This is a genomic window from Paenibacillus sp. UNC451MF, assembly GCF_000686845.1.
Taxonomy (GTDB): Bacteria; Bacillota; Bacilli; order Paenibacillales; family NBRC-103111; genus Paenibacillus_S.
The window spans coordinates 1-26,080 of the sequence record NZ_JMLS01000023.1 but is presented as its reverse complement, the minus strand read 5'-3'; the positions used below and the strand labels follow the sequence as shown (position 1 = coordinate 26,080).

25 protein-coding genes and 1 tRNA gene are annotated in these 26,080 nt (G+C 45.2%); 5 read left to right on the top strand and 21 right to left on the bottom strand.

Annotated elements, in window-relative coordinates; all coding sequences use genetic code 11:
- Positions 1 to 12 precede the first annotated feature (12 nt).
- From BP97_RS0122235 to BP97_RS0122165, 15 genes are all read right to left on the bottom strand, one after another.
- A complete protein-coding gene (locus tag BP97_RS0122235) occupies positions 13 to 525 on the bottom strand; it encodes a hypothetical protein (RefSeq protein ID WP_028551091.1) in 513 nt (170 codons plus the stop codon).
- A gap of 34 nt (positions 526 to 559) precedes the next feature.
- Positions 560 to 1,015: a signal peptidase II gene (gene lspA, locus BP97_RS0122230; protein WP_028551090.1), complete on the bottom strand. Its 456-nt coding sequence runs from the start codon at positions 1,013 to 1,015 to the stop codon at positions 560 to 562.
- Positions 1,016 to 1,063: 48 nt separating this feature from the next.
- Complete coding sequence (locus BP97_RS40290; RefSeq protein WP_156043282.1) at positions 1,064 to 1,240, bottom strand: hypothetical protein; 177 nt, start codon at positions 1,238 to 1,240, stop codon at positions 1,064 to 1,066.
- Between the two features lie 585 nt (positions 1,241 to 1,825).
- Positions 1,826 to 2,227, bottom strand: a complete 402-nt coding sequence (locus tag BP97_RS0122220) for a hypothetical protein (RefSeq protein WP_028551089.1) — start codon at positions 2,225 to 2,227, stop codon at positions 1,826 to 1,828.
- Between the two features lie 166 nt (positions 2,228 to 2,393).
- Positions 2,394 to 3,971 carry an alpha/beta fold hydrolase gene (locus BP97_RS0122215; protein WP_028551088.1) on the bottom strand — a complete coding sequence of 526 codons (1,578 nt, stop codon included), beginning with the start codon at positions 3,969 to 3,971 and terminating at the stop codon, positions 2,394 to 2,396.
- Positions 3,972 to 4,074: 103 nt separating this feature from the next.
- Positions 4,075 to 4,581, bottom strand: coding sequence for a hypothetical protein (locus BP97_RS0122210; RefSeq protein WP_051620875.1), 507 nt, complete (start codon positions 4,579 to 4,581; stop codon positions 4,075 to 4,077).
- Between the two features lie 158 nt (positions 4,582 to 4,739).
- The gene (locus BP97_RS0122205) at positions 4,740 to 6,833 is read right to left on the bottom strand and encodes a TerD family protein (protein ID WP_028551086.1); all 2,094 of its coding nucleotides are present in this window, start codon (positions 6,831 to 6,833) and stop codon (positions 4,740 to 4,742) included.
- Positions 6,834 to 7,208: 375 nt separating this feature from the next.
- The gene (locus BP97_RS0122200; protein ID WP_028551085.1) at positions 7,209 to 7,649 is read right to left on the bottom strand and encodes an ATP-binding protein; all 441 of its coding nucleotides are present in this window, start codon (positions 7,647 to 7,649) and stop codon (positions 7,209 to 7,211) included.
- A gap of 2 nt (positions 7,650 to 7,651) precedes the next feature.
- Positions 7,652 to 8,389 carry a tRNA(His) guanylyltransferase Thg1 family protein gene (locus BP97_RS0122195; RefSeq protein WP_028551084.1) on the bottom strand — a complete coding sequence of 246 codons (738 nt, stop codon included), beginning with the start codon at positions 8,387 to 8,389 and terminating at the stop codon, positions 7,652 to 7,654.
- 43 nt (positions 8,390 to 8,432) lie between these two features.
- Entirely contained in the window at positions 8,433 to 8,807 is a 375-nt protein-coding gene (locus BP97_RS0122190) for a hypothetical protein (RefSeq protein ID WP_028551083.1), read from the bottom strand.
- A gap of 149 nt (positions 8,808 to 8,956) precedes the next feature.
- Positions 8,957 to 9,027, bottom strand: a tRNA-Gly gene (locus tag BP97_RS0122185).
- Between the two features lie 109 nt (positions 9,028 to 9,136).
- The gene (locus tag BP97_RS0122180; RefSeq protein WP_028551082.1) at positions 9,137 to 9,916 is read right to left on the bottom strand and encodes a Cof-type HAD-IIB family hydrolase; all 780 of its coding nucleotides are present in this window, start codon (positions 9,914 to 9,916) and stop codon (positions 9,137 to 9,139) included.
- Positions 9,913 to 10,440: a DUF402 domain-containing protein gene (locus BP97_RS0122175; protein WP_028551081.1), complete on the bottom strand. Its 528-nt coding sequence runs from the start codon at positions 10,438 to 10,440 to the stop codon at positions 9,913 to 9,915. Before BP97_RS0122175 ends, BP97_RS0122180 begins: the two co-directional genes overlap by 4 nt.
- A 129-nt stretch (positions 10,441 to 10,569) precedes the next feature.
- Positions 10,570 to 11,097 (bottom strand): signal peptidase I, encoded by a 528-nt coding sequence (gene lepB / locus BP97_RS0122170; RefSeq protein WP_028551080.1) that lies wholly within the window; start codon positions 11,095 to 11,097, stop codon positions 10,570 to 10,572.
- An 85-nt stretch (positions 11,098 to 11,182) separates the two neighbouring features.
- Positions 11,183 to 11,629, bottom strand: coding sequence for a hypothetical protein (locus BP97_RS0122165; RefSeq protein ID WP_028551079.1), 447 nt, complete (start codon positions 11,627 to 11,629; stop codon positions 11,183 to 11,185).
- A 159-nt stretch (positions 11,630 to 11,788) separates the two neighbouring features.
- Between BP97_RS0122165 and BP97_RS0122160 the strand changes: the two genes are divergently transcribed.
- Positions 11,789 to 12,709 carry an aldo/keto reductase gene (locus BP97_RS0122160; protein WP_028551078.1) on the top strand — a complete coding sequence of 307 codons (921 nt, stop codon included), beginning with the start codon at positions 11,789 to 11,791 and terminating at the stop codon, positions 12,707 to 12,709.
- A gap of 131 nt (positions 12,710 to 12,840) precedes the next feature.
- Positions 12,841 to 14,025: an MFS transporter gene (locus BP97_RS0122155; protein WP_028551077.1), complete on the top strand. Its 1,185-nt coding sequence runs from the start codon at positions 12,841 to 12,843 to the stop codon at positions 14,023 to 14,025.
- A 61-nt stretch (positions 14,026 to 14,086) separates the two neighbouring features.
- On the opposite strand, the gene BP97_RS0122150 is transcribed toward BP97_RS0122155, so the two are convergent.
- From BP97_RS0122150 to nikR, 3 genes are all read right to left on the bottom strand, one after another.
- Positions 14,087 to 15,763, bottom strand: coding sequence for a copper resistance CopC/CopD family protein (locus BP97_RS0122150; RefSeq protein WP_231506365.1), 1,677 nt, complete (start codon positions 15,761 to 15,763; stop codon positions 14,087 to 14,089).
- A 26-nt stretch (positions 15,764 to 15,789) separates the two neighbouring features.
- Entirely contained in the window at positions 15,790 to 16,203 is a 414-nt protein-coding gene (locus BP97_RS0122145; protein WP_028551075.1) for a DUF2203 domain-containing protein, read from the bottom strand.
- 63 nt (positions 16,204 to 16,266) lie between these two features.
- Positions 16,267 to 16,755, bottom strand: coding sequence for a nickel-responsive transcriptional regulator NikR (gene nikR / locus BP97_RS0122140; RefSeq protein WP_028551074.1), 489 nt, complete (start codon positions 16,753 to 16,755; stop codon positions 16,267 to 16,269).
- A gap of 224 nt (positions 16,756 to 16,979) precedes the next feature.
- Between nikR and BP97_RS0122135 the strand changes: the two genes are divergently transcribed.
- The gene (locus tag BP97_RS0122135; protein ID WP_028551073.1) at positions 16,980 to 18,692 is read left to right on the top strand and encodes an ABC transporter ATP-binding protein; all 1,713 of its coding nucleotides are present in this window, start codon (positions 16,980 to 16,982) and stop codon (positions 18,690 to 18,692) included.
- A 122-nt stretch (positions 18,693 to 18,814) separates the two neighbouring features.
- Here BP97_RS0122135 and BP97_RS0122130 read toward each other — a convergent pair whose 3' ends face one another.
- Complete coding sequence (locus BP97_RS0122130; protein WP_028551072.1) at positions 18,815 to 19,429, bottom strand: class I SAM-dependent methyltransferase; 615 nt, start codon at positions 19,427 to 19,429, stop codon at positions 18,815 to 18,817.
- Between the two features lie 590 nt (positions 19,430 to 20,019).
- On the opposite strand from BP97_RS0122130, the gene BP97_RS0122125 reads away from it, so the two are divergent.
- Positions 20,020 to 22,245, top strand: coding sequence for a ribonucleoside-diphosphate reductase subunit alpha (locus BP97_RS0122125; RefSeq protein WP_028551071.1), 2,226 nt, complete (start codon positions 20,020 to 20,022; stop codon positions 22,243 to 22,245).
- 397 nt (positions 22,246 to 22,642) lie between these two features.
- Positions 22,643 to 23,683 carry a ribonucleotide-diphosphate reductase subunit beta gene (locus BP97_RS0122120; protein WP_028551070.1) on the top strand — a complete coding sequence of 347 codons (1,041 nt, stop codon included), beginning with the start codon at positions 22,643 to 22,645 and terminating at the stop codon, positions 23,681 to 23,683.
- Between the two features lie 86 nt (positions 23,684 to 23,769).
- Here BP97_RS0122120 and BP97_RS0122115 read toward each other — a convergent pair whose 3' ends face one another.
- Entirely contained in the window at positions 23,770 to 25,500 is a 1,731-nt protein-coding gene (locus BP97_RS0122115; RefSeq protein WP_036746361.1) for a diguanylate cyclase, read from the bottom strand.
- 36 nt (positions 25,501 to 25,536) lie between these two features.
- Positions 25,537 to 25,926 carry a response regulator gene (locus BP97_RS0122110; RefSeq protein ID WP_028551068.1) on the bottom strand — a complete coding sequence of 130 codons (390 nt, stop codon included), beginning with the start codon at positions 25,924 to 25,926 and terminating at the stop codon, positions 25,537 to 25,539.
- Positions 25,927 to 26,080 lie beyond the last annotated feature (154 nt).

Here is a 26,080-nt window from a genome sequence, read left to right as displayed (position 1 = left end):
CCCCGCTCAAGCTTATTGCTGCTTCGCATAGTTGTGCATGTTCGTAATGTATTCCTCGACCAGCTGTTGTATGGAAGCCAGCTTTTCTTCCGGCTTTCCATAGCTCTCCAGCCCTTGCAGCATCGACTGAATATACTTCTCTCCCAATGCTTTGAGGACATTATTCGAGCTGCAGTACTCTCTTAGATAAGCAGGAATAAAGTAACATTCCAACGAGTCCATTGAAAAGGCGTACTCGTCCTCCCCTGCCTCATCCTTGCTCAGCTTCAGCTTATCGTGCAGTCCGGTCGTTGTAATTAAACCTAACCGGTATGTTCTTCTAATAAATTCATACTGATCTTGTCCAATATGGCCCTGCTCGTGCTGCCTTGAATTTCTCTCGTCCAGATAATACAGTACGCCCCCCCACTCCGAGGTGAACTTCAGCCAAAAATCCATATCATCCTTATCAATCGTAATGGTAACGACCTCTTCAAAAACCATATCGGGATTTTCGGAAAGCATTGCTTGCAAGTTCGAATCCATTTGTTTCGCTCCTATTCTAAGTTGGGTCCTATAGTCATAAAAATTCTTTTCTCATTATAATGGACACTGCCGCAGTTATTAATAATAGGACAACGCCGATATTGATAGCAACATCCGCCAAATTAAGAATGCCATGACCCGAAGTAAACTCCAGGAAATCGGTCACTTTACCGAATAAAATTCGATCAATTGCATTACCGGCCGCACCGCCTACCAAGAAACCCATACTAATATCCATCGGCTTTCCTTTGACGTCGCCCTTTTTTCGGTAATAAAGCACGCCTGAGATAAATAAAATGGCAAAAAGTGCGAAGAGCCTCCCGTAGCCTTGAAACAAGCTATGAGCCATGCCACTATTCTCGTAATGGGTTAAATTCAGTACGGAATCCCAAAACGGAACCGAGTCTCCCACCGCTATTGAACCACGTATCCAAATTTTCGCCAGCTGATCAATAGCAATGACAACAACCGCTATACTATAAAATAGCATAAGAAACCTTCTTTCTTTAGGTAAAACCTTTCATGCAAATCTGCTGATTTAAGCGCGTTCGGCATGCGCCAGCTTCTCCAACTCCTCTATGCCAACATCATCGGTATAATGCTTTCCGTCCATTTCATGCACTACCATATGGTGATCTGCCAAGTAATTCAACGCATGCTCCAACTGCAAACCGAGTATGTAACATGCCGAGTCGATTTCAAATTTATTTTTCATTTCAGTCCCTCCTGACGCCTCAACTCAAGTATTCCCTGAAACTGTAAAACTTGCGGTTTCCTTCATAATCATGTACCTTAGACAAGGTGCCTTTACTCGTGCACTATTTTAATAGATTCGAATTGGAGTTGAGTTATCATTTTTATCAAAGTGTTGAAAAGCCTTTTTCTTGTTGCATTTAGCGTCGTCATCAGTTATTTCTTTGTCGGTGGAGCCGTAATGGGTCTAATCACACGCATCGGAAGCTTTTTTAGAACAACTTGATTCACCCTTTGCCATGTAAAACCATAAATGGGGTCTTAACTACAAACAATCCACTGGCATCAACGGGTCGCCTCCTGCTTCGTTTGTCCTAATCCTACCTTATCAGCTATACTCTCCATCTAGCAAGTATCTGCATAGCCCATGATTGTTTCATAATCCTTAATCTTCTTCTTACATTTAGGAGGCACCACCCCCTGCATCGAAAAGATAGATTCCCTTTGCAGGCCATCATGTAAAATAACCCTCCGGCTTAAGCCAGCGGGTTGCAGGTGGATAACTTCCATTCACTTGAACGTCATAGGCTCCGCTCGCATAAGGCTGTTATTGCAAAATAAAAACAAAATAACCGTAGATGATTTCCAGCTCTTTTAACGATACTTGAAGCTCGTTGGCTTGCTGCTGAAAGGAGCACTCCGGCTTGTCGATCAACAGCTGCAGGAGCGATTCCGTCAGGCCTATAGGGGATTGCTCCAAATCCGTTTGAAGCACTTTGAATTCGTTTAGAGAACGATTGCTTTTAATAATGCCGAAATCGGTGAGCTTCAACAGAGAGCTAGTAACCTCTTCATGCGACGAGTCCAAAAAGTTGCTTAATACTTTGACGGACAAGCTGCAAATGCCTTCGTTATTCTTCGTCGATTGCAACAATGCGGCAAGCTTCTTGTACGATTCGATTCGAAATAGAGCTTCATCAATGACGCTGGATGTAAAAATCGATTGCATGGGATCACCGTAATTTCGTAGAGATAATGAATGATGCGTTTATGTGTCAAAAAAAGAGAGTTACAGCCATTGTACTTCATTTCTGCGTTTAAATCTTACCATATCCTTACATAAACTGCTATAGAAGCTGCTGCTGCTTCCCATTTTCTCTAGCACACAGCACTGTTTAATAAAAGTCCGCTAGCACCTGTTCTCTTTTCTTCATCCACTTGGACACTAGTGCTCTTATGCCCCTGCGCTCGTAAATGGTGATTACATGGTCGTAATATTCCAGATAATCGGGCTGTAAAGGCAGTACCTTTTCAATACAGGAAATAATCTTATCTTCCTCTTCCTGCTGCTCGTAAGTCAGGATTAACCACACCACCACCTTGCGCAGCTTTTCCTTGATTGCATCCAGCTTTTCTAGAAACCAATCGTCATAAATATCCAAGTTTAATGACTCTGGAAGAGAATGAATCACTTCCTCGGCAAGCCTCTTTTTACGCATAGTATCCGTCTCGGAAAAAAAATCGTTGATTTCATGATTCAGGCTAACCAGGTCGCATTCCAGCATTCCATGTAAATAAATGTGCTCCTTGTCAGCTGCAAGCAGGCTGGCTTGATCCTCCGTTTTCAGCAGCTGCTTCAAATGATTCAGGCATACGCTCAAGTAATTGCTGGACTGCTTGGATGAACTGTCAGGCCAAAACTCGTTATATAAGCTCTCCCTAATACAGGCAGGATGAAAAATCAAATACACCAGCAATCTTTTGGCAAGCCTCTGATTCCACCCTTGAAGCACTTCCGTGCCATTTACATAGACTTTGAACCCATTCATCAATTGAACCTGCAATGATTTTCTAGGCGAAGCCTTTGCTTTTCCTTCAAATATAAGGTCCATTACCTTCGAGCGCATCCCGTTGACTACCGGATCATCCGTATGAATAGGTCGGATAGTACTCGAATCTTTTGTATTACTCATAAAATGATCCATGACTTTTGCAGTATGCTCTGGCTGATCTATGAACGTCATGTTGGAAGCATCCGGAACAATATGAAAAGTAGACTTCGGTATGTAGCTGCTTGTGATGCTGGATAAATAGTGTGGAAATAAAATATCAAGCTCGCCCGCTAGGACTAGAGTAGGAACAGCAAGTTTCTTGAGGTCCTCAGCCGGAGTAGAGCGAAGAAATAAATCCACCATCGCAAAATAAGTCTCAAAGGTCGTTTCCTCATAAGCATTCAGCAGTGTCATGCCTTCAGGGCTATCTATAGGCTTAATCGTTATCAGATTGATTAGATGTTCCGCAAGCGCATGCACGTTGCCCGGCTGAAATAATTTCATCCGGTATTGCTTGGACTCCTCCACAATTTCCGCGGGATAAAAGGCAAGGGTAGATATCAATATTAGCCGCTTCACATATTCAGGATAGCGATTAGTAAAGCAAACTGCGTAGGTGCCTCCTAGCCCATGACCAGCAATATGACAATCCTCAATTCCAAGCTCATTTAGAAGCTTGTACAAATCCTCGCAGAGTACATTCCAATCAAAGCTATCCTGATCAATGTCACTCTTCCCGTGCCCACGAATATTAAAGCATAATACGTTATATTTCGAGTTCAAGTGGGGGATGAAATAATCCCAGGTTTTCATATTCAAACCCATTCCGTGGATGAGAACGATCGTTTCTTTGGTGTGATTTTGCTCCTTAGAGTAGTATTCATATTGGATACGCACGTTGTTATTTATTAGAAAGTTCATACTCTAGCCCCATTGAAAATGATGTAGTGTAAGAACAGTGTAATGGCAAAATAGGTAGGATGGAATCATTTTCTTAAAATATATTAGAGTTTTGTGTAGAATTTTACTCGTACAAACGACCTAACTCCAGGAACTTACCGAAAGTGAACCAATCGCATTGCGTTACTTCCCCTAAATGATCCTCCAAGCCCGACGCTCCGCATTCCAAATAAGAGAAAATATCAAAGTTATACCAAGTATGATTGGTCCTTGAGATTGTACCCAAAAATCGGTACTTATTCTCCTGCTCTTGACGCTCCATCTCCCTCAAATCATAAATTTGAAACAGCAGCACTTCCTTTGCATACATAAAACCATTGGCAGCCGTGTCTGGGGACGGTGGTCTATTGTATCTATTCCAATGCTCATCGTAATCCGATGGCAAGGTATCAAAGCTCGCTTCCAGCAACTCACCCAACAATGAGTACGACATTAGATTATTTTCATGAAGCAGTACATTTGTATAAAGGGACCTTAGGTAAGATTCCAGACTGTGCTCGTATTGGCTTCCTTTGGTCTGCAGTAACTTTTGGATAAAAGCTCCCAGGTCTACTGATGTTGCAATATTCATCTTTTCACCTCTTTTACGTTCTATGTTCTACTATATACCATTTTGATTCAAAGGAAGTATTCCCCACTCCATATCCACGATTCACAAAATAAAAAAAGGAACAACTTTTAAAGCTGTTCCCAGATTGATGCGAAACCCCTCCGAGGCATCATGCACCACTAAACAATGAACTCCGACATGATTTTACTGGTATCAAAAGGCGTAATGCCTCGATCTACCGAAAATATCGTATCCGCCTCAGCTGCATTCTTCACAAGCCGACCCCTTGCCTTGGCATGGAGCATGAATAAGTCGTATAGGTTAGGCTTCGTTAAGGTTGTCATTGCTTTTCCCATTAGAACCATCCCTTTTTGGTTGCCTTCTACATTATTATAGTAGTTAGGATGTTTGGTAAGAGCCAAGTCCGTCCAAATAACCGTTCGCTCCACCACATCCAGAATAACAGGAATCGCAATTTGCGTGTCCGCGGTTATATCGATTTTATCTACTACAGTCGAAGGCTCAAATATGCCTCCCGTCCCGGGATTCGATCTTATCATCCAACCTGCAAAGCATTCCGGCAGATCGCAATAAGACTGCTCAGTAAACGAATTCAGCGAAGCAACAATATATCTTCCTCCATAGCTGACAACAGAAGGAATATGGATGTCGATGAACTCGCAAGCCCCGTGAGGTGCTGATGTAATATCCCCGCTATGGGCCGCTTTATATTTATCAGAACGAAGATTCGTGTAGGAGATATGCTCGACATACTGCCAATTATCGTCGTACATAACGGCCGACAAATCAATATCTATCCGTCCTGTAGCCCTACCGTCGATTACGCCTTCCTTCCACCAAGTAAAAAACCGAATCGTATTACCTTCCGGCATCCGCAGCTTGCTTCCCCTTACAATCGTCCGTAGAGATTTGCTAGCGGATCTTTGGGAGAAAGGTACCATGTAAGACTGCAGCCGTTCATCCATATAAATATTTCCTAATGAAGGCAGAGCTGAGAACCGTCGTACCAAGGCACTGCTGCACAAATCTACAACGGCTTGGCAAGCCTCCGAGTCTAAGTCGGCAAGCCTGTTTTCAATGGCTACCGCTTTGGCCACGTTACCTTTCGGGAAAAACGTACGCAGCTCCTGCAGTTCATTCCTATGGTTAAAATGAGTTCTTACTTGCAGCAGCACGGGAGTCGATACTTGATCGATCACCTCTCCAAACGCTTCTATAATAGGGGAGGCATCGTCACTAATTCTTAATAGATGATCCAGCCTTCTGGCAAACTCGCCTGGACGAGTTTTTAACAAATCCACCGCAGTCCATACATTGTTATATAGAAGCGCCAGCTCAAGACTTCCTCTAAAAGTCTCAAAAGGCTTATTGTTGCGAAGAATATCGAAAGCCTCTTTACAATAGAAAAACTGGTTTTTATATTCCGAAGGATGCAAAATTTCCCCGAGCCGAATCCAGCGATGCTTGTACCTGAGCATATCTTCAGTTATTGGAAAGCATTGCTCCAGCAAGCCCAAAAGCAAGCGTCTCTCGGAGCGCTTGAATTTCCGGAATTTCGTAGGGCTGGCGAGACTGACGTCTCCATCCGATAGCGCTACGGCTAGACGCAGCACATCCGTTGCGGTTTTGATGTATTTTCCAATGAGTTTGGTATTAGCTCTCTCGTGTTTCATTAATGCCCCGACAACGAAGCCCACATTTTCTTTTAGCGGGATTTCTGGTGGCATAATAGGCTCCAAATCCTCATAATGCTCAATAGCCCAATCCATGTCTTCCTTGTCTGCTGCCGAGATGGAGACCTTCGCTTGGATAAGCTGTCGAATCATTTGATCGAATTCCGCTTCACTTCCCAGATCAATGACCTTCAAATTCACTTGATCCAACAGTGGAAAACGATCTATGGCCTCGTATTCCGGCAATTCAAGGGTTATATAGTGAAGGATAGCGTTGATATAGAGCTCGGCTTCACTTGCCAGCATCACTTGTCGAGGAAAATCGGGGTACATAGGCCTGTAGTTCACATGGGCCCCTATGAGGGTCTTCAAGTCTACCACTAGCTGATCATACAGAGTCGTGAACTCTTCAATAGACATAGTTCGTACCGTATCCATGAGCTGCTTCGAAAAAGTAAAGCCGAGGTATTCGATATTTTTCATCGCTGTAGCTAAAAATCTATCGGAAATCGGATTGGAACCCGAGCCCGGTTCCACTATAAGCTTGCTTGCTCTCCGCAAATAAATGACATGTTTCATATAAAAGACTCCAGGAAATGAATATCCCTATCATGGGCTTATTACTGTAGAAGGAAGGAATATAATAGCCTGGATGCCTCCTCTCCATTGATAGAATAAACCAGGAAATTCGCATCTCTATACTTTAACAGAGTTTTTAGAAGGAAGAGATGCGATAGCCTGATCTACCTTCAAGAAAGTTGAGCCCCTAGATCACCAGAGAAGTTTAGAAGGAAGGAGCACAATAGCCTGAAGGTAATTGAAAGTCCGTGTCGCCGGCCTTTCGAGTATTATCATCGCATTTCGTGCGGCTTGCGAACAGGGTGAAAGTATTACGATGGGGGTGTTGTGGGTATAATTTGAATACAAAATGAGCTGATCCGGTGAAGTACCAAATCAGCTCTTAAATTCCTCAACATGAAACATACCGTCATCCGTCCTGACTCGAAACAGCGCATCAAATCCCTCACTGTAATCAGGAACCTGCAACTTGTTCATAACACTCCGGATCCCAACTTCTGGTACCTTTCCCTTCCCCTTGCGTACCTCATTTCGATTAATTGACTTTTCAAAGTCGGGCTCGAAGTAGTACCCTACCACCCGAAACTTGTTCTCCTTAGCAAGGGCTATGTATTTGCTCCTATCCTCAACCGTCGGATTCGTATTATCCACAACAAAAGGCTGCTTGGCTTGGAAGGACGCCTCCAGATAAATATTTTCTCTATGTCTGGTCCTGAACATGTCCATGTTTAATCGCATATGGGAGTTGAAAAATCGCTCCTTAAAAAAGGTTGATTTCCCTGAAGCCTGAATACCGATAAAAATGATACATTCCACAACTATTCATCCCTATCCAAATATACATATTGATTAATGTAATCCCTATTCTGTGAGAAGATAGGAGTATCATAATCGACGTCCCACTTCCTTCTTTGAACCTCGCCCTTAAAATAATGCTGCTTCGTAATACAAACTCCCCGTTTTTGCCAAACAGGAAGGTCATTCCAGTTGATGCCTCTTTCCAAAAACAATTTATCTTGAAGCTGCTTCCCATCTAGTCCTTGAAGCTCTTTATGTGCGAAGTGTGCTTGCGCAACCATTGAAATACTGTTCTTCGTCGCATCCTGCTGTCGCCAAAGAAAATAATTAGCTACCTCATCGTGAGGCAATACCCAAGCTCTACTATCAAAGGTTGCTAACTCCTTGCCAGGGTCATGCTTTCTATACACCTCGTTGAATTTAGCCGTAGCCATAGAGGCAGAGACGGATACCATCTTTTGTATATTGTTTTCAAACCACGATTGTGTAGTCAATTTATCATAATTGGTGAGAAGGATCGAAATCTCATCACTTTGGTGGTAAACTAATTTGCAGCCCATCATATTTTGGGCAAGATACTTACAAGTCTCCCATAATGCACTGGTTAGCTGCTCATCAAATGGCTTGTTCATTCCCCGTGTAAAGGTATGAAAGTGACAGCCATCAATTCTCAGGATGACAGGTAGACGCCGCGGCAAACTGTGGCGGAAGGCATATTCGTATTCTTTCATCCGATTTCCAAAATCATCTTTGCTCATTGTTGTTGTCCTTTCTTTCAATCCTCTTTTATAATTTTGGTTTTCATAGCCATTTGGGATTAGAATATAGCTTTTCTAACCAATCCTCTAATGTTTCTTTTATTTCATATTTATCTTTTGTTCGCTTCTCTTTTAGTACATTCCAGTTTTCATTTACTATAACCAATATATATTCTCCCTCAGCGCTTGAATCTGGATACCAGCCTAAGTCAATTACTATTCTTTCTTTTCCCTTTTCAGGTATAAGCCATTTGCCATTTTTAAGCCCCATTTTATATATTTGGAGAAGATCCTCAGTGAAGTAATGCCAATTAGCCAAGAAAGTACTATCCTCTGTATCTAGCTTCGGTTCGACATCACAAAATTTGTTATATCCAATTGCATAGCCCTGGGGTATTCTTAGTTCCATTAGGTTCATAACACCCTCCCTTAATAAGGTTTTAAATAGAAGCAAATTGTCGATCCGAAAGTAAATGGCACCAATCTGTCCCCAATATCTAAAATAACTCCTCATAATTCCCATATAAAAAGAAGAAAAACCCTTATAAATCAAGGGTTTTTCTTGTAAGCGGGTGATGGGAATCGAACCCACGCCACCAGCTTGGGAAGCTGGAGTTCTGCCATTGAACTACACCCGCATATGGGAATGGCTCACAAAGAAATATATATCCAATTATATACAGTTTACGCAGACTTGTCTATGATAACTCTTTAACCTTCTCCAAAAAAGCATTGACCACTCCAAACTCAACTAATTATTCGTTCCAGCAACACAGCTACTCCGTCATGGTCATTTGTTTCCGTAACCTCATAGGCAATATCTTTTAATTCCTCAATCGCATTTCCCATTGCAATCGGAAAGCCGCATAAACGGAAAAGTCCCAAATCGTTATAGTCATCTCCAAACACCATAACTTCCTCGAGTAGAAAGCCCAACCTTTCGCATATTTGTGCAACTGCGTTTTCTTTGGATGCCTTTTTAGAGGAGATTTGGATTAGTGATCCGGAATCCGTTATTACAATATTCACTTTATGCAGGAACTGCTCTAATAATTTCCCAGTTTCTTTGAAGTTGGTTATTAGTAGTTTAGAGGCTGCGAGTTGACGCATTTCTTCAATCCCGACAATATCCGGCTTAGTCTTAATCTGCATTAATTCGGTGTAATCCAATTCTCTATTACTATACCAACTATCTTCAACCTCAACAGAAAGATGGGGGTCACTCTCACTTGATATGAGATAATCAATCAGTTCTGCGTTAATAGAATCATCTAGTGGGTAATGCTCTCTTAGATTCAATACCTCGCTAATCACTAATGCTCCATTATAATAAATCTTGACTCCTATGCTCCGTAATTGTTCAGGAAGCAAGTCTTTAACAGACCTCGGGGGACGGGCAGTAGCGATAATGATCGGAATCCCTCTGTTGTAGCATTCTAAAACAGCGCTCAAATTACGAGGACTGACCTTTTTTCGGGAATTCAATAACGTTCCGTCCAAATCCAACACGATCGCTGAAACCTTCAATTCTCCACACCTCCTCTTCCAGGTATTGCCTCAATAAACCTTTCAATCGTTCCATCAAAAGGAAACTGCCTATTCTCCACTCGCTGCTGAAGACTCTTTAATTCCACTCTCGCTCTTTCCACCAAATCAGGAGGATAAGATAGCTCTACTGAATTAACGGCGAATTCGTCCTCATCGACGACCTTCCATATGTTGTTTCTTTGTACAAAATCCAAGTCCAGGTCGACATACGACACCGTATTTCCGTTCCATACAGCCGGCTGATTAATATTGCAATAATATTGAAAGATCTTGCCGTCCGCAACATCTGCACTCACGGTGTACCAAGAATCAAAGGAGAAAAATTCAATCGTCCAATGATCACAAATAAAGGTTTTGCCTCTCGTGTAATGATGCAATTGCCGGCCCCGCTCGCTCAGCACAAAGATGTGCGTATCTGTCTTCTCAAGCAGCATCGTATTCCATTCGTAATGGAGACGGTTGCCGTACTTCATAGCCTGAATCGTAATAAGCTCCTTGTTCATATATACACTCCCCATAGCTTCAGAACGCAGAATCTGATGCCTCTATTGTCATACAGCTGATTATACCAAAAAATACCTCCTAACCATAAACGGTAGAAGGTATTTACTATTTTTGCTTATCCCTATGAATCAATCCAGTGTGCCAATATGATTGAACGGAAAATACCGGAACATAACTTTTCCCACCAGCTTGCTTTTATCTACAAAAGGCGTCGTTGGCCATAAATGGGAATCGAGACTATCATTGCGGTTATCTCCCAAGAAGAAATATTTGTCCTCAGGCACCGTAATCGGCCCGTAGGTGTACTTCATTTTCTCATTCAAATAAGGCTCGTCCACTTTCTCCCCATTACGGATCAAACTGCCGTCTTTAATTTCTATCGTATCGCCTGGAAGGCCGATTAATCGCTTTACAAAACGCTGATCAGCCTGATCCGGCAGCGGAGGATAGAACACGACAACATCTCCGAATTGAAAGTCGGTCAGCTTGACCATCTTTTCGACCAATATTTTATCGTCCAGTTGGATGGTAGGAAGCATCGAACCGGTCGGCACTTTCATTCCCTGGGCAACATACGTATTGAAGGAAAAGCTGACAATCACAGCGATTGCCAACGTTGGAACCCAATCTTTGATCCATCGTTTCACCCGTTGCATCGTTTCAGCTCCTTTGCCGTTTCTCTTGTTCACAATACATCATTTCGGCAAAGGAAAGATTAATGTAACATAAATTTTCAAAAAACTAAGGAGTCGCGGCTGCGGCTTTGTTGACTACCGTTATATATTCTTTCGTTCTTTCTTGTCCAACTGTCCATTCGACTTGCACCTGTTCGGTATCCTTCCAGCTAGTTACTTCCCCTTTTCTGTCCAGGGTCATCGGCTGTTCCGGCTTGAGCAAAGATGGCTCAGCAACAGCATTAATCAGCGGGTTTCCACTAGTATGAACAACAGAAAAAGCTGCTTCACCGAGTTTTTCATCTATTTTATATTCAACCGTAAGCGCTTCTTGCAGCTTGGAGCCTTTTGCCGTATAGTCAACTTTTACTTTCCAATGCTCCGATTCTCCTTGAAGTGTCGCCGGCTTAGCGCCAGGGTCATTGGAGTTGGCGGTATTTTTGTTACATGCAGTTAGTGCTGTTACTGCTATGAAAAGCGATAATGCCGAAAGAACGAGTGTTCTTCGTTTCATAAGGTTGTTCCTCCCAACTTGCTTTAGGTTTATTTTGAATCTGCTTGCATTATTTTATTCGAAAATAAAAGCTCATTTCAAGCGGTGGGAATTTTGACATCCTTGCGGTGTTGTCGTTAAATAAAGGAGACAGTCATCCATATTCAGGGAGGGATCCGCATGAAATACCGCAGACTTGGCAAAACCAATTTGAAAGTATCCGTCATAGGAGTCGGCACGTGGCAGTTCGGGGGAGAGTGGGGTAAGGCATTCACTCAGGCTGAAGCGGACGCGATTCTGGATCAAGCCAAGACATCCGGCATTAACTTGATCGATACGGCTGAATGCTATGGAGATCATACCTCCGAATCGCTCATTGGAGGCTACGTGTCACGCAACCGCCGCGAGGATTGGGTCATCGCTACGAAATTCGGCCATCATTTCCACGGGCACCAGGAGCGCACACAGCACTGGTCGCCGAAGGAAGTATTAGATCAGTTAGAAGCTTCTCTTAGAGCGCTAAAGACCGATTATATCGATCTCTACCAGTTTCATTCGGGTACGGATGAAGCCTTCGACCAGGATGAGCTGTGGACCTTATTAGACAAACAGGTACAGGCAGGCAAAATCCGTCACCTGGGTACCTCGATCGGAAGCAACGATAATCTTCATCAAACCGCGGCTTCAACCAAAGTGAATTCGCAAGCTATTCAAGTCGTTTATAACCGTTTGGACCGCAAACCGGAGGAACGCGTATTTCCTTCCTGCGAAGAGCAAGACTTGGGTGTGCTAGCACGTGTACCGTTGGCTAGCGGCTATTTGAGCGGCAAATATAAGCCGGGTGCCGTATTCCCGGATAATGACGTCCGCAACCGTCACGATCGCGATCAGACGATTCTTCGTCTGGAGGAAGCTGCACGCATTCGCGAGAACGAGGTGCCTGCAGGGATGGATATGGCCACATGGGCATTAGCCTGGTGCTTGAAGCATCCTGCCGTAACAGCCGTTATTCCAGGCTGCAAAAGTCCAGAGCAGGTTATCTCCAACGCAGCAGCTGCACAATATGTTTCCGATCTGCATAAGCAAAGCTGGAAAGACTAAGCAATATAATCCATGTTTTTAGACAGTACCGTCCATGTTATTCGGTCGCAGGTTTAAGGTATGCTAGTTCGTGAACGCATCATGAAAGCATTTATGCCATTCACAGCTAGAACAGAAAGGTCTTGAAACCGATGAAGCTTACGACACGAATTTACATGGATGCCGCTTTGCAAAATATGAAAAGCGTCAGCTTTTTCACGTTCCTTCAAGTACTTATCGCCCGTTTAGGGGCGAGCAATTTCGAAATCGCATTATCCAATTCGTTGCCACCTCTGTTCTGCGCGTTGTCGTTAGCATTTCTCACCCGACAGCTCCCGGTAACCAGAGGTGTCTTTCTTGTCAGCGGCTACATACGGCAGCTGGCGTTTTTGTGCATGGCTTTTGCCGCACTGCTGCCTCATCCTATCCCTTTTCTGTTATTTTTCTGGTGCATCAATGCTGTGGCCGTCATGATAACAGGCGCGCAGCAGCCCGCCATTATGCGCAGATGGATCGCTCCTGACGAGTTCCCGAAAATTTTTAGCAACAATAAAATAATCGGCATTATTATCGTAACCTTCGGTAGCTTTGGAATCGGTCAATACCTCGATGCCTTCGACTGGATGTTCCCAAAAAACTACGTAATATCGATGCTGCTTGGGTGCTTGGCCACCTTTGCAGGGATGTCCTTGATCGCGGAACTGGCTCCTAAAGAGAGGAAGCCAATTCGCCTGACCTGGATGAAGCCGTTTCAAGAATGCGATCGAAAAACCTGGTGGATGGGACTCAATAATGTCGGCATTGCAATGGTACCTCCGCTGTTCGTCATCTACCACGTCAATGTACTTAAACTGACCAATTCCCAAATCGCCTATTTCGTCGTTATTGCCGGAATTGTGTCCACTCTGCTGCTGCCGGTTGCCCGACACTGTATGGAAAAATTCGGTATGATGAAGGTGTACGGAACAGCCGTTATCGGAATGGCGCTTGCTGTACTGCCTTACGGATTTATTCACTCGTTCTGGCTGCTGCTTGTCATTCAAGGCTGGGTTGGTGTCTGCCTTGCTGTTCATGAGGTAGCTTCTCAAACGATCATGATGAAAGAAGCCTCTAAACACCGTAAGGAAATGGCTTATTTCTCCGACTTTCAGCTTGTAATGAACGCTGGAAACGCCATTGGTGCACTATTTGCCGGTGCTCTAATTTCTTTTCTACCGCTATGGGGATGCTTCATTGTGATTGCCATTATCCGCGTTGGCTTTTACTTAACCTATCGTTCCGTCAAAGAACCTGAGACACAAGAGCAACGAGCCAAGCTCCATTCGGCTAACGGTTAATAACAATAAAACCCAATGGGCTGCCTATTAAGCACCCCATTGGGTTTTCATCTTTTACCTTCTAAAAAAGGCGAATTTGTTTGTCATATACCGTTTCATCATCATTGCTATCCATCACCCGGACCTCGATATCCCAATAACCAGGATAAGGGAGGTAGGCTCCTTTAGCTTTGTACGTATGTTTCTTCAGACCTCCAAAGCTGTCCTCCACACTAACGTCCTCCGTATATTGGAGCGGCACCTCAATAGGTGCTATATCTTTGGCATTCGCGTCGTGGAGCTTCAGGATCATCTGTTTAGGTTTACCTAACGATTCAGGAAGCCACACCTTCACCGTAAACTCATTCACACCCGGAACGTTAGGCGTAATCTGCGCAGTCATATGAATTTTCTCGCCCATCACATGCCAATTTAAAGGCTCATTCGAGGGCAGCGGAGTTAGGTAAGTGAACACCCCTACAATGAAAACGATAAGAAGCGCCAGTACGGCATCGACTTTAAGCAAGATAGCTGCCTTACCCTCTTCACGCTTGCGAAACACCCATCGAAGCAGCGCAGCCGTACACACAACCAACAAGACAAGAGCGCACTTGGCTAGTAGCAGCTTACCCCATTGTGTCTCTACTACGTATTCAATATCCGGCAAAAAGATCAGCACGGACAATATTCCCGATGCCGTCAACAGCAAGATGGAAGCTAATGCAGCTGAAGAGAAACGCTGGAAGAACCTCAGCCCTTCTTCTTTATTACGGCGCCACAGGACTAACAGCATTAGCAGTCCTCCCACCCATAAGGCTGCTGCAGCCAAATGAATGATGTCGAGCAGCAGAGTCTGCTTCAAGGGCTGAAACGCAGCCGCATGGCCGTTCAAACCTTTGGTCAACCATATGAGTGCTACCCATACAAGGTCCAGCCAGAAACGACGATGCAGTAAGACGAAGCCTAGTAACGATATGACTAATGAAGCCATCCAGATGTAGCCGATTGCCGTCTTCGTGAAAATGACCGCGAACGCATCTGGCCCCCCGTCTCCTATAAGCGCGAAGATATGGGTGAACATAAAAAACAAAAAGGCGAGCAAATATCCACGCTGCAGTTGGGTACCCCAATCTTGAAGCAAAGCCGACACGGCTTCACTGCGACTGCCACCGAATCGAAGCCACAGAATCCAGCCCGTAAATGCAAGCATCAGAGCATAATATACAATCCGCGATATATATTGAAGAATCTCCATGAAGCCCAGCTGTGTAGATAATCCATGAGAGTGCATATGTTCCATGGAAGCTAGCGCGTCTCCCGGTTGATTGGTCAAGCTTTGACCTACAGCAAACAAATAGGTTCCCTCGACAGGATGTCCGTCTGCTGAAATGACATGATATGTGACCAAATAACTTCCTTGACCAAGCTTGGGAAGCTGCAGTTCAACCGCCGTCCGGTTTGCGTTCAGCTGAGCTTTGTTCGAAGTAACCTGCTTCTTGCTGCTATCTAGTACCCGGACATAGTAAATGCCATCTTCCAATCTTTCGTTAAATGTAAGGATAACACTGGAAGGAGCTTGATCCAGCTCGGCGTTTGCCGCCGGCACCGATTCGGTTAAGCTGGCATGCGCCGAAACGGGATTCGGCAAAGCGATGAAATAAAAAATGAAAGATAAGCAGCAAAGTAATGGCGCAAGCCAACGACTTTGCCTCTTCATTATCCGATGCCGATGCATGTCGGCCGACTTAGTGCTGCTCATTGTGAGAAAATCCTCCTTGACCGTACCTAGGGCTGTTCACCCTTAAGCTTCTTTCTGCCTGCGAATCCATCATAGAGCCCGTGATAATGCTCAACACGCTCTTCTCCCTGCCTCCAGCACAGCAGTACTTCCTCACCGTTCATAAGGGCAGGGAAATCTACAAGACCTGTATCCACATCTTTCAGTTCAACACCTTTGAGTTCAAAGCTTTGGAGAACGGCATTGCCCTCCACCTGCATGAAATCCATTTCGCATTCCAGCGTAAAATAAGGATCACCTTGGACGACGACACCCTGCTGCCGATGGTAGCTTTTAAGCTGGTGAAGCTCCTCGTATTTAATGCGAAACTGGCGCTTGATCTCTTGCAGCTTCTCCAGATCCCGCTTAACTATCGGCAGTATCTCATTGGCTTCGGCCAGGGTGAAATAGGTCTTGCCCATTCAAAGTCCTCCCATCTACTCTTTTTTGATGCTAAAGTTCAAGTCATATAACGTTCTATAAGCTTAATGCCCGTGTTCACCATGAGAATGGGAGTGAGAGTGCCCATGCCCGTGATGCGAGCCGTTCTTTTCCTGATTATCCATATGAGTTACGGACAGCTCCGCGTAGAAAACTCCTTTGAGCACTTGGATACGCTGCTGAAGCTCGCGCAGCTTGCTTACAATGCCACGAACTACAATAACCTCAAGGCATTGCTGATGGTTCAAATGAATATGCATGGTCGAGTTGATCTCGTGATGGTATTCGTGCTGCAGCTCCGTTAATACGATAGGCAAATCGCTCACATGATGATCGTAGACCATCACTATCGTGCCTGCCGCCATCTGATCAGGATGGATCTGTGAAGGCGCCAACAGCGCTTTGCGAACCAAATCCCTTATGGCTTCAGAACGGTTGTCATATCCCTGCTCCGCAAGCAGTGCATCGAACTGTTCAATTAATGATTGCGGCATGGAGATGCCGAATCGAACAAGTGCATCTTTTTCAGTCAACCTTGCTCTCCCCTTTTCTTTGATGCCTATAGCATCACTATCGTTCCGTGACCGCATTCTTCTTTCTAATGTAGCATACTCGGACGGGGCTAACCAAACTTTTCACCGTAATGTCATACTCTCGGAGATGGAAAAAATAATTATGACGATCTCTTATCTTGCCGGAAAGCCTTTTCCCCATTAAAATACGGAAATACATTGTTATGGAAAGGAATGAATCTTTTGTGATACGCCGTTTTATTGCCTTCTATCGGCCTCATTGGAAGCTGTTCGCCGTCGATTTTACAGCCTCTTTATTCGTGGCGCTGCTTGAGCTGTGCTTCCCCCTTGCCGTCAAATGGATCGTCGATACGCTCCTGCCTGATCATAACTGGCCTTGGATCCTGTGGGCGGGCGCCGGGCTGCTCGCTATGTATTTGATAAGCAGCGGGCTGCAATTTGTCGTGACTTATTGGGGACATAAGCTGGGGATTCAAATTGAGTTCGACATGCGTCAAAAGCTGTTTCAGCACGTGCAAAAATTATCGTTTCGCTTTTTCGATAATCATAAGACCGGACACCTGATGTCTAGAATGACAAACGATCTATTCGAAATCGGGGAAGTGGCGCACCACGGTCCGGAGGATTTGTTTATTGCCGTCATGACCTTTATCGGTGCTTTTTCCATTATGCTTTACTTGAACTGGCAGCTAGCCTGCATTACTTTTATTGCTTTGCCTTTATTAATATGGCTCATCGTTCTTTGCAACGGGAAGCTGGTTAAGGCCGCCAATCAAATGTACACCAATATTGCCGATGTAAACGCACAGGTAGAAGACAGTGTAGCCGGTATTCGCGTCGTACAGTCGTTTACAAATGAGCAGCACGAAATTAAGAAGTTTGCGGAAAACAACAAAAAGTACCGCTTTGCCAAGCTGCAGTCGTATTGGATCATCGCCTACAGCTCCTCCGGTATGTATTTGCTCATGAGGCTCATTACTCTGCTCGTGCTTCTGTGCGGGGCTTGGCTCGTCATTTACCGCGGCATGTCTTACGGTGAACTCGTCGGCTTCCTCCTATTCGTCAACATCTTCTTCAAACCGATCGAGAAAATAACTGCGCTTCTGGAGCAGTATCCGAAGGGAATGGCCGGATTCAAGCGGTTCCTTGAAATTATGGATGTGGAGCCGGATGTGGCCGATGCTCCGAATGCGGTTGACGTTAAAAAGCTACGCGGGGATATTGAATTCAATGGAGTTACCTTCGGCTACGAAAATCATGCACATGTGCTGCAGGACGTCGATCTGCATATCCGCGCCGGCGAAACAGTCGCCTTCGTCGGCCCTTCCGGAGCCGGCAAGACGACACTGTGCAGCCTCATCCCCCGCTTCTATGAAATCGAGAGCGGGAGCATCTCCATCGACGGCATCGACATCCGTCAGATGACACAGCGCTCCCTGCGCGCACAAATCGGCATTGTGCAGCAGGATGTATTCCTGTTCGCGGGCACGCTCCGCGACAACATCGCCTATGGCAAGCTCGGCGCAACCGAAGCCGAGATCGTCGCTGCCGCCCGCAGAGCACATCTGGAGGCAGTCATCGACTCACTGCCGCTCGGGCTGGACACGCCCGTAGGCGAGCGTGGCGTTAAGCTGTCAGGCGGGCAAAAGCAGCGCCTGGCCATCGCGCGGATGTTCCTCAAAAATCCGCCGATCCTTATACTCGATGAAGCGACATCTGCCCTCGATACCGAGACGGAAGCGGTCATCCAACAAGCTCTTAGCGAGTTGTCGGCAAACCGCACAACGCTCGTCATCGCCCACAGACTCGCGACGATCCGTCACGCTGATCGAATCATCGTCGTCAATGAGGACGGTATTGCCGAGCAAGGCCGTCACGAAGAGCTCCTTGCCGTAGGAGGCGCGTATGCTAAGCTTCATCATGCACAGTTCGGCTGAGGCGGTGAAGCCTTGCAGATGATGCTGCAGGGCTTCTGAGCGTTTACCGTCCTTATATTTGATGAATCAATTGACTTCTCAACAGATTATGAAGCCCTGCAGCAAACACTGCAGGGCTTCTTTTATTTATTAATTAATAATAAGGATTGAAAATGGGGCTCGTCCGGCTGAAGAGGGACTACGCGGAAGTAATCCAGCTCGAAATACGTTTTGACCGTTACTTGAACGGCTTCATCCGTATAGAAGGAAAAGAATCGTTTAGGCTCGCACGTATCGTTCTCCCACACCCCTTCCGAGTCACGGCCCCCGTATACACCCATGTAGAACAGGCCATCAGCTTTTAACACTCTGCGGATTTCAGCAAACACTTGTCCCAGCTCCGGCTTCGGCACATGCAATAAACAGTTTAAAGCGTAAACGGCATCAAACGATTGATCTGCAAAATCAAGCTGATAAAAATCCATCACCTCTGCATTCAAACCCTTCTCCTTACAATGACGAACCATCTCTTCTGATAAATCAATACAGGTAACCTCAAATCCGCATTCCTTGAAATAAAGACTATCCCTCCCCGTCCCTGCCCCTATCTCCAATATTGTCTTGCCGCCTTGCTCACGTAAACGGCCTACAAAATATCGTCTCTCACCAGCTTTCCAATCCGCTATGGACGATTGCGAACGACGTATAGCATCAGCATCGTAAGATCGAGCTAATTGTTTTTTGGAATATGGAATCATACGGACAGAACCTCCATAATAATTTATACGAACATATATTCTATTGGTTATTAGAAATTCCTTCCTCAGATCTTCGGAAGTTATAAGACAAATTATATTATTGAGATTGATTCTCACTTCTATCTTGTTTATACTGAACTAGCATTAGAATTAGTAGAGATAGCACACGTAGGTCTAAGCTCCTATTTTTATGTCGAAAAAACCGCTAATTGGAGTCTTCCTGCAAGCTGATTTAAGCCCAAAATAGCCCTTATCCACGGGAATTCCCCCATTTTAGAGCTAGTAAAGCACCTCCTAAACCGTAGTATTTGTCGAAAATTATTCAATTGACAGACACCATATATTGAGGTAAATTCAATTTACAGCTTCAAACACAACTATATATTGTGGGAATATCTCTCATAAACGACACAATTCGCTTTCAGCGGTTTCATAGATTCGGTAGTACATGCCGTGCGAACCCGCACCACATCAATGCATTGCCAATTAGGCTTACTTAGCTGCTGGCATGCGCCCGCTTATTTCTAAGCAGGCCGCATGCTTTTTCAATGCGCATTTTTCCCATCTTTGCTCAAAAAGGAGTAGGTTTTATGATTATCGTAAAGAGAGACGGAACTAAGGAAGAACTTGTTTTCTCCAAAATGAAGAAGGTTATCGATTTCGCCTGCGAATCTTACCCGGAATGCGATCAGCTGGAGCTGGAAACCGCATTGCTGCCACTGTTCCGCAACGGTATTTCTACTAAAGAAATTCAACGTTTGCTTATACAAGTAGCTGTGGAAAAAACAAGCGTCGAACAACCGAACTGGCAGTATGTCGCTGCAAAGCTTCTCACCTACGATTTGTACAAGGAAGCCCGTTTGAACCGTAAATATGGCCACTTCGGCTACGGCGACCTGTATTCCCTCATAACTTACTTAACCGATATGGGACTGTATGGAAAATACATAGTCGAGAACTATTCCAAGGAAGAAATTCAAGAGCTGGGCGCTTATATCAAACCGGAGCGCGACTACCTCTTAAACTATATTGGTCTCAAAACATTGTCCGACCGTTACTTGATTCGCGGTGTAGACAAAGAAGTTCTGGAGCTGCCGCAGGAATTGTTCATGGGCGTAGCCATGCATTTGGCCATGAAAGAAGCGGACAAGCTTAAATGGGCCAAACAATTCTACGATGTGCTCAGCAACCTGGAAATGACCGTAGCTACACCGACGCTGGCTAATGCTCGCAAACCGCTGCATCAGCTGTCCAGCTGCTTTATTGATACTGTGCCGGACAACCTGTGGGGCATTTATAACGTAGACCAAAGCTTTGCTCAAGTATCCAAGCATGGCGGCGGCATGGGAATCTATGTCGGCAAGGTGCGCAGCCGCGGCTCAAACATTCGCGGTTACAAGGGCGTTGCAGGCGGCGTAGTGCCGTGGATCAAAAACTACAATAATACAGCTGTCGCGGTAGATCAATTAGGCGTGCGCTCTGGTGCGGTAGCCGTGTACCTGGACGTATGGCATAAAGATATTCTCGATTTCCTTAACTTGAAAACAAACAACGGCGATGATCGTATGAAAGCTCACGACATTTTCCCTGGCGTTTGTATCCCCGATTTGTTCATGAAAACTGTTAAAGAGAGAGGCACTTGGTACTTGTTCGACCCTCATGAGGTTCGTAAAACAAAAGGCTACTCGATCGAAGACAGTTGGGGCGAGGAATGGGAACGCCGCTATTGGGAGTGCGTAAATGACGATAAAATTTCTAAAGAAGAAATTCCTGCTATCGACATCATGAAGCGCATTATGACGAGCTCGTTCGAAACAGGAACACCTTTCTTGTTCTTCCGCGATACCGTCAACCGAGCTAATCCTAACAAACATGCAGGTATGGTATATTGCTCTAACCTGTGTACTGAAATTTGCCAGAACATGAGCCCAACCGAGCTGGTTCAAAGCCACCATGAAGACGGCATTATCACGAATCAAGTGAAGAGTGGCGACTTCGTCGTGTGCAACCTGTCTTCCCTTAACTTGGGTCGCGTGTACACGAAAGAAGATATCGAGCGTGTCGTAACTACGCAAATGCGTATGATGGATAATGTTATCGATTTGAACCACTACCCTATCCCGCAAGCCGAAATTACGAATAAAAAATACCGTGCTGTCGGTCTCGGCTCTAGTGGCTATCATCAAATGCTAGCTCAGCTGAAAATCCAATGGGAATCCGATGAGCATATTGCAAAAGCGGATGAAGTTTATGAGTGGATGAACTACTACGCGATCAAGGCTTCTATGGAAATCGCTAAAGAAAAAGGCTCCTTCAAATTATTCGAAGGCAGCGAATGGCAAACTGGCGTTTACTTTGAAGACCGCGGATACAACAGCCCGGAATGGCTCGAATTGAAAGAACAAGTTGCTAAAAATGGCGTGCGTAACGCTTGGATGTTCGCTATCGCTCCTACGGCTTCCACTTCGTTGATCGCAGGATCTACCGCCGGTATTGACCCGATCTTCAACAAGTTTTTCGTGGAAGAAAAGAAAAACGCGGTCATTCCGCAAACTGCTCCTAATTTGAATGCCGAAACGATGTGGTTCTATAAAGAAGCTCATCGTATTGACCAACATTGGAGTATTAAAGCCGCTGGCGTTCGTCAACGTCATATCGATCAAGCACAATCATTCAACCTGTACATCACTCCTGAACTTTCTGCTAAAGAATTCCTGGAGCTGTATATGGCTGCTTGGGAAAACGGCTTAAAAACTGTTTACTACGTACGTAATAAAAGCCTTGAAGTGGAAGATTGCGTAAGCTGCTCGGCATAATGGCATAATAATGTAAGCATTACAAGTAATGTAGCAGGTTAGGTTCTGTGAGTTTGGGGTTTGGCTCTTGGGCTCTTGGTTTTGGCAGCAGCGAAGCGAACTGCCTCTCTTTCCTTCCCTGCCCAAACCTTCAGGACGTTAAGCGTGTAGGTGCCCTCTCATTAGCGACAGCGAATGAGCAAGCACTTACGTAAGCGCCCAGCTCCACCAACCTGACACCAAAACGCACTATCGCACCAACGTAAAGCGTGTACCCCTGATATCGGCGAAAAAGCCGAATATCAGGGGTACGGACGCGCTCCAAACCAACAACAAGTAACTCCCATAGCCGAGGGGGTCCAGGGGGCAGAGCCCCATGGGGTCCCCCTTGCAGGGGGATTTAGGGGGTAGCTCTTCTTTGGACCAATTACAGAAGAAAAAATTGTTTAACGAGCACGGTGATCGTGACTGGGGTAAACGCCGCATGATCGGTGGTAATACGACGAATCTGATTGAGCTTAACAATGTAAAGTACGATTGGGCTACGAAAATGTATCGTACGATGATGAACAATTTCTGGATTCCAGAAGAAATTCCTTTGGCTCAAGACGCTAAAGACTACAAATTCTTGTCGCCTCAAGAGCGCCAAAGCTATGATAAAATCATCAGCTTCCTTATTTTCCTAGACTCACTGCAAACAGCGAACCTGCCTAACATTAACGAATACATTACGGCATCCGAGGTTAATCTGTGCCTAACGGTACAAACGTTCCAAGAAGCTGTTCATAGCCAGAGCTATTCATACATTCTGGATAGCGTAGTTTCAGCTGAAGCGCGTGACGATATTTACAACCAATGGCGTGAAGACAAGCACTTATTGCGCCGCAACCGGTTCATCACCGACTTGTATGAAAACTTTATCGAGGAACCGTCTACGCCGAACCTGATGAAAACCATTATGGCCAACTATATTTTGGAAGGCATTTACTTCTATAGCGGCTTCAGCTTCTTCTACGCACTCGGACGTCAAGGTAAAATGCTAGGCACTGTATCCGAAATTAAGTACATTCAACGCGATGAGCTTACCCATCTGGCGTTGTTCCAAAATATTTTCCGGGAAATCCGTAAGGAAAATCCGGAAGTTTTCACCGACGAGCTCGTCGAAGAGCTGCGTCAAATGATGAGAACCGCTGTTCAGCATGAAATCGAATGGGGCCAATATATTACTAACAACAACATTAACGGCCTCAGCAACGAAATCATTGATCAATACATCAAGTACTTGTCTAACGAGCGCTTGAGAAACCTTGGTCTCGAAATTTTGTTCCCAGAAGTTGTAGACCATCCGATGAAATGGGTTGAAACGTTCAGTAACATGAACGGCATAAAAACGGACTTCTTCGAGCAGAAAGTGACCAACTACAGTAAATCGTCCAACATGAACTGGGACGACCTGTAATAAGAAATGAGCCCCTTCTTCCACAGCGGAAGCAAGGGGCTTTTCATTTTCAACGACTATCATAATAAAGTATGAGCTATTAATCCTTATTGGATATGAAGCAGCTGCTTGACTTTCATTTCAAGTTCCACCATCGAAAACGGCTTGTGCATGAACACATCTATCCCCGCCGACATTCCCTTCGCTGGCTCATCCTCACGGCTTCGTCCGGACAACATCAAGATGGACAAATTCGACGGCTTTGAGCATTCCTTCTCGAACCTATCCAACAGTTCAAACCCTCCCAATCGAGGCATCACGCCGTCCAAAATACACAAATCAACGGACTGTCGCGTAAGAATGCTGTAGGCCTCTTCACCATCCGATGCTTCCAGGAAGCTGACCGGAAGATGCTGCAACTTAGAGACCAGAATCGAGCGAAGAATACGGTCATCATCGGCGATTAAAACCGTCAGACGATGCTCATCGGCTCCATCCGACAAGGAAGAACCAAATTCACCCATCTCATCAGCATAAATCATGACACGGTCTCTTCCAGCCTGCTTCGCAGCATACATGGCATCATCGGAACGCTTAATCCACTCTTCTATAGTCATTCCCTGGGACCATGCAGAGATACCCGCAGAGAAAGTAATATGAAAGATAAGTCCATCATTTTGAGCCACCGGTTCGGAACGAATTTGCTGCAGAATGAATTCAATCGATTTTTGCGCATCCGGTGCTGTACTTCCCGGAAGTACAACCACAAACTCTTCCCCGCCGAAACGCGCAATCAGGTCGGTTGACCTCAGATGCTTTTGCAGCACATGCGCCAATCCCTGCAGCACCAAATCCCCTACGTGATGCCCATGCGTATCGTTTATAGATTTGAATCTATCAATATCGATAAATACAAGTGAAATCGGAGCCGGATAGCGGGTCACCCGCTGCAGCTCCACCTGAATTTGATGATCGAAGAACCTGCGGTTATAAATACCTGTCAAAGGGTCGCGAAACGCCATCTGCTCGAAGTTTTTGGTGCGCTTGAGCAGACTGTAGATGCGTGCGCTCAATTCCTCATATTGAAAAGGCTTAGTGACGAAATCATCCGCGCCCAAGTAAAAACAACGCACTTTATCATGAATATCATCCCGGCCGGATAGCACTACGAGCGGTACCCATTTTAAAGTGGGGTCCTCTTTCACAAATTCAAACAGTTCATAGCCAGACTGCGGGTGCATCATCAGATCCAAGGTGATCAGATCGTAATTATGCTCGCGAAGCAGCTTCTGAGCTGTTACAACATCAGCAGCATGATCCACCTCATAGCCTTCCAGTTTTAATCGCCGCACTAGATAAGAACGAAGAGCCTCATCATCATCTATTATGAGCAGCCTGCCCCCCGAAGGAGCAAGCGTGAGCTTCCCGAACTGCTCCTGATGCTCGTCCAGTTCCATCTCCTGACAATATAGATCAAACTCCATGAGCAGCTGCTGCTTCCACTGCGCCCCGGCGTGTACACCATGCTGGAATTCCAATGCAATTCGTTCAGCATCCCAGTCGTTAGCCGAATCTTGAGTCCATTCCCAGAGACGGACAAGCTTCTCAGCAACAAAACCAATGCGCATGAAACCAAATATAGGTGCGCTGCCCTTGATCGTATGTACCACTCTATAGATACGCTTGGCTGTCTCAAGCGTACGCTCGGACTCGCAAACCTCACCCATGTCGTGAAACTCCTTCAGCTGTTTGCGGAGCTCATCCACATACCGCTTACGCCCTTCCTTCATCAGTCTTGCTTCCTTTTGCAAGCGTTCCTCAGGCGATAATTGACGCAAACCTTTCACTTCCAGTCATTTCAAAATAGATAGTTACTAAACATCCTGCTGCCTGCTCTCAATCAATTGCTGAACTGTATCAACCAGCTGAAGCGGACTGAACGGCTTCACAATATAAGAGCTAACCCCAGCCTTTTTCGCACGTTCGCGGTCTTTCTCCAATGCTTTAGCGGTCAGCAATATAACTGGAGTAGCTTGGTTTGGGTTCGACTGATTGCGCAGCCATTCACATACTTCCACTCCCGTTAGCTCCGGCATCATATAATCCAAAATGATTAAGTCATATTGGGTGATTTGTATGTTTAACAGCGCTTCTTTGCCATCCTCGGCTTCCGTTATTTCGTAGCCTTCGTCTGCTAGAGTTTCAGTTAATAAAAACCGAAGCGCTAATTCATCATCCGCTAATAAAATACGGTAATTGGCCATCCCGTTTTCTCCTCTATTCCCTCAACAATTTGTCTATCATTATATCATTTTCCAACGCCATTCGGTGCAAAATTACAAACTTCTACATGCTACGGCGCAAAAATAAGTTTTATACTCCATTGGAACTATGTTACAATAAAACAACGGTTTTATT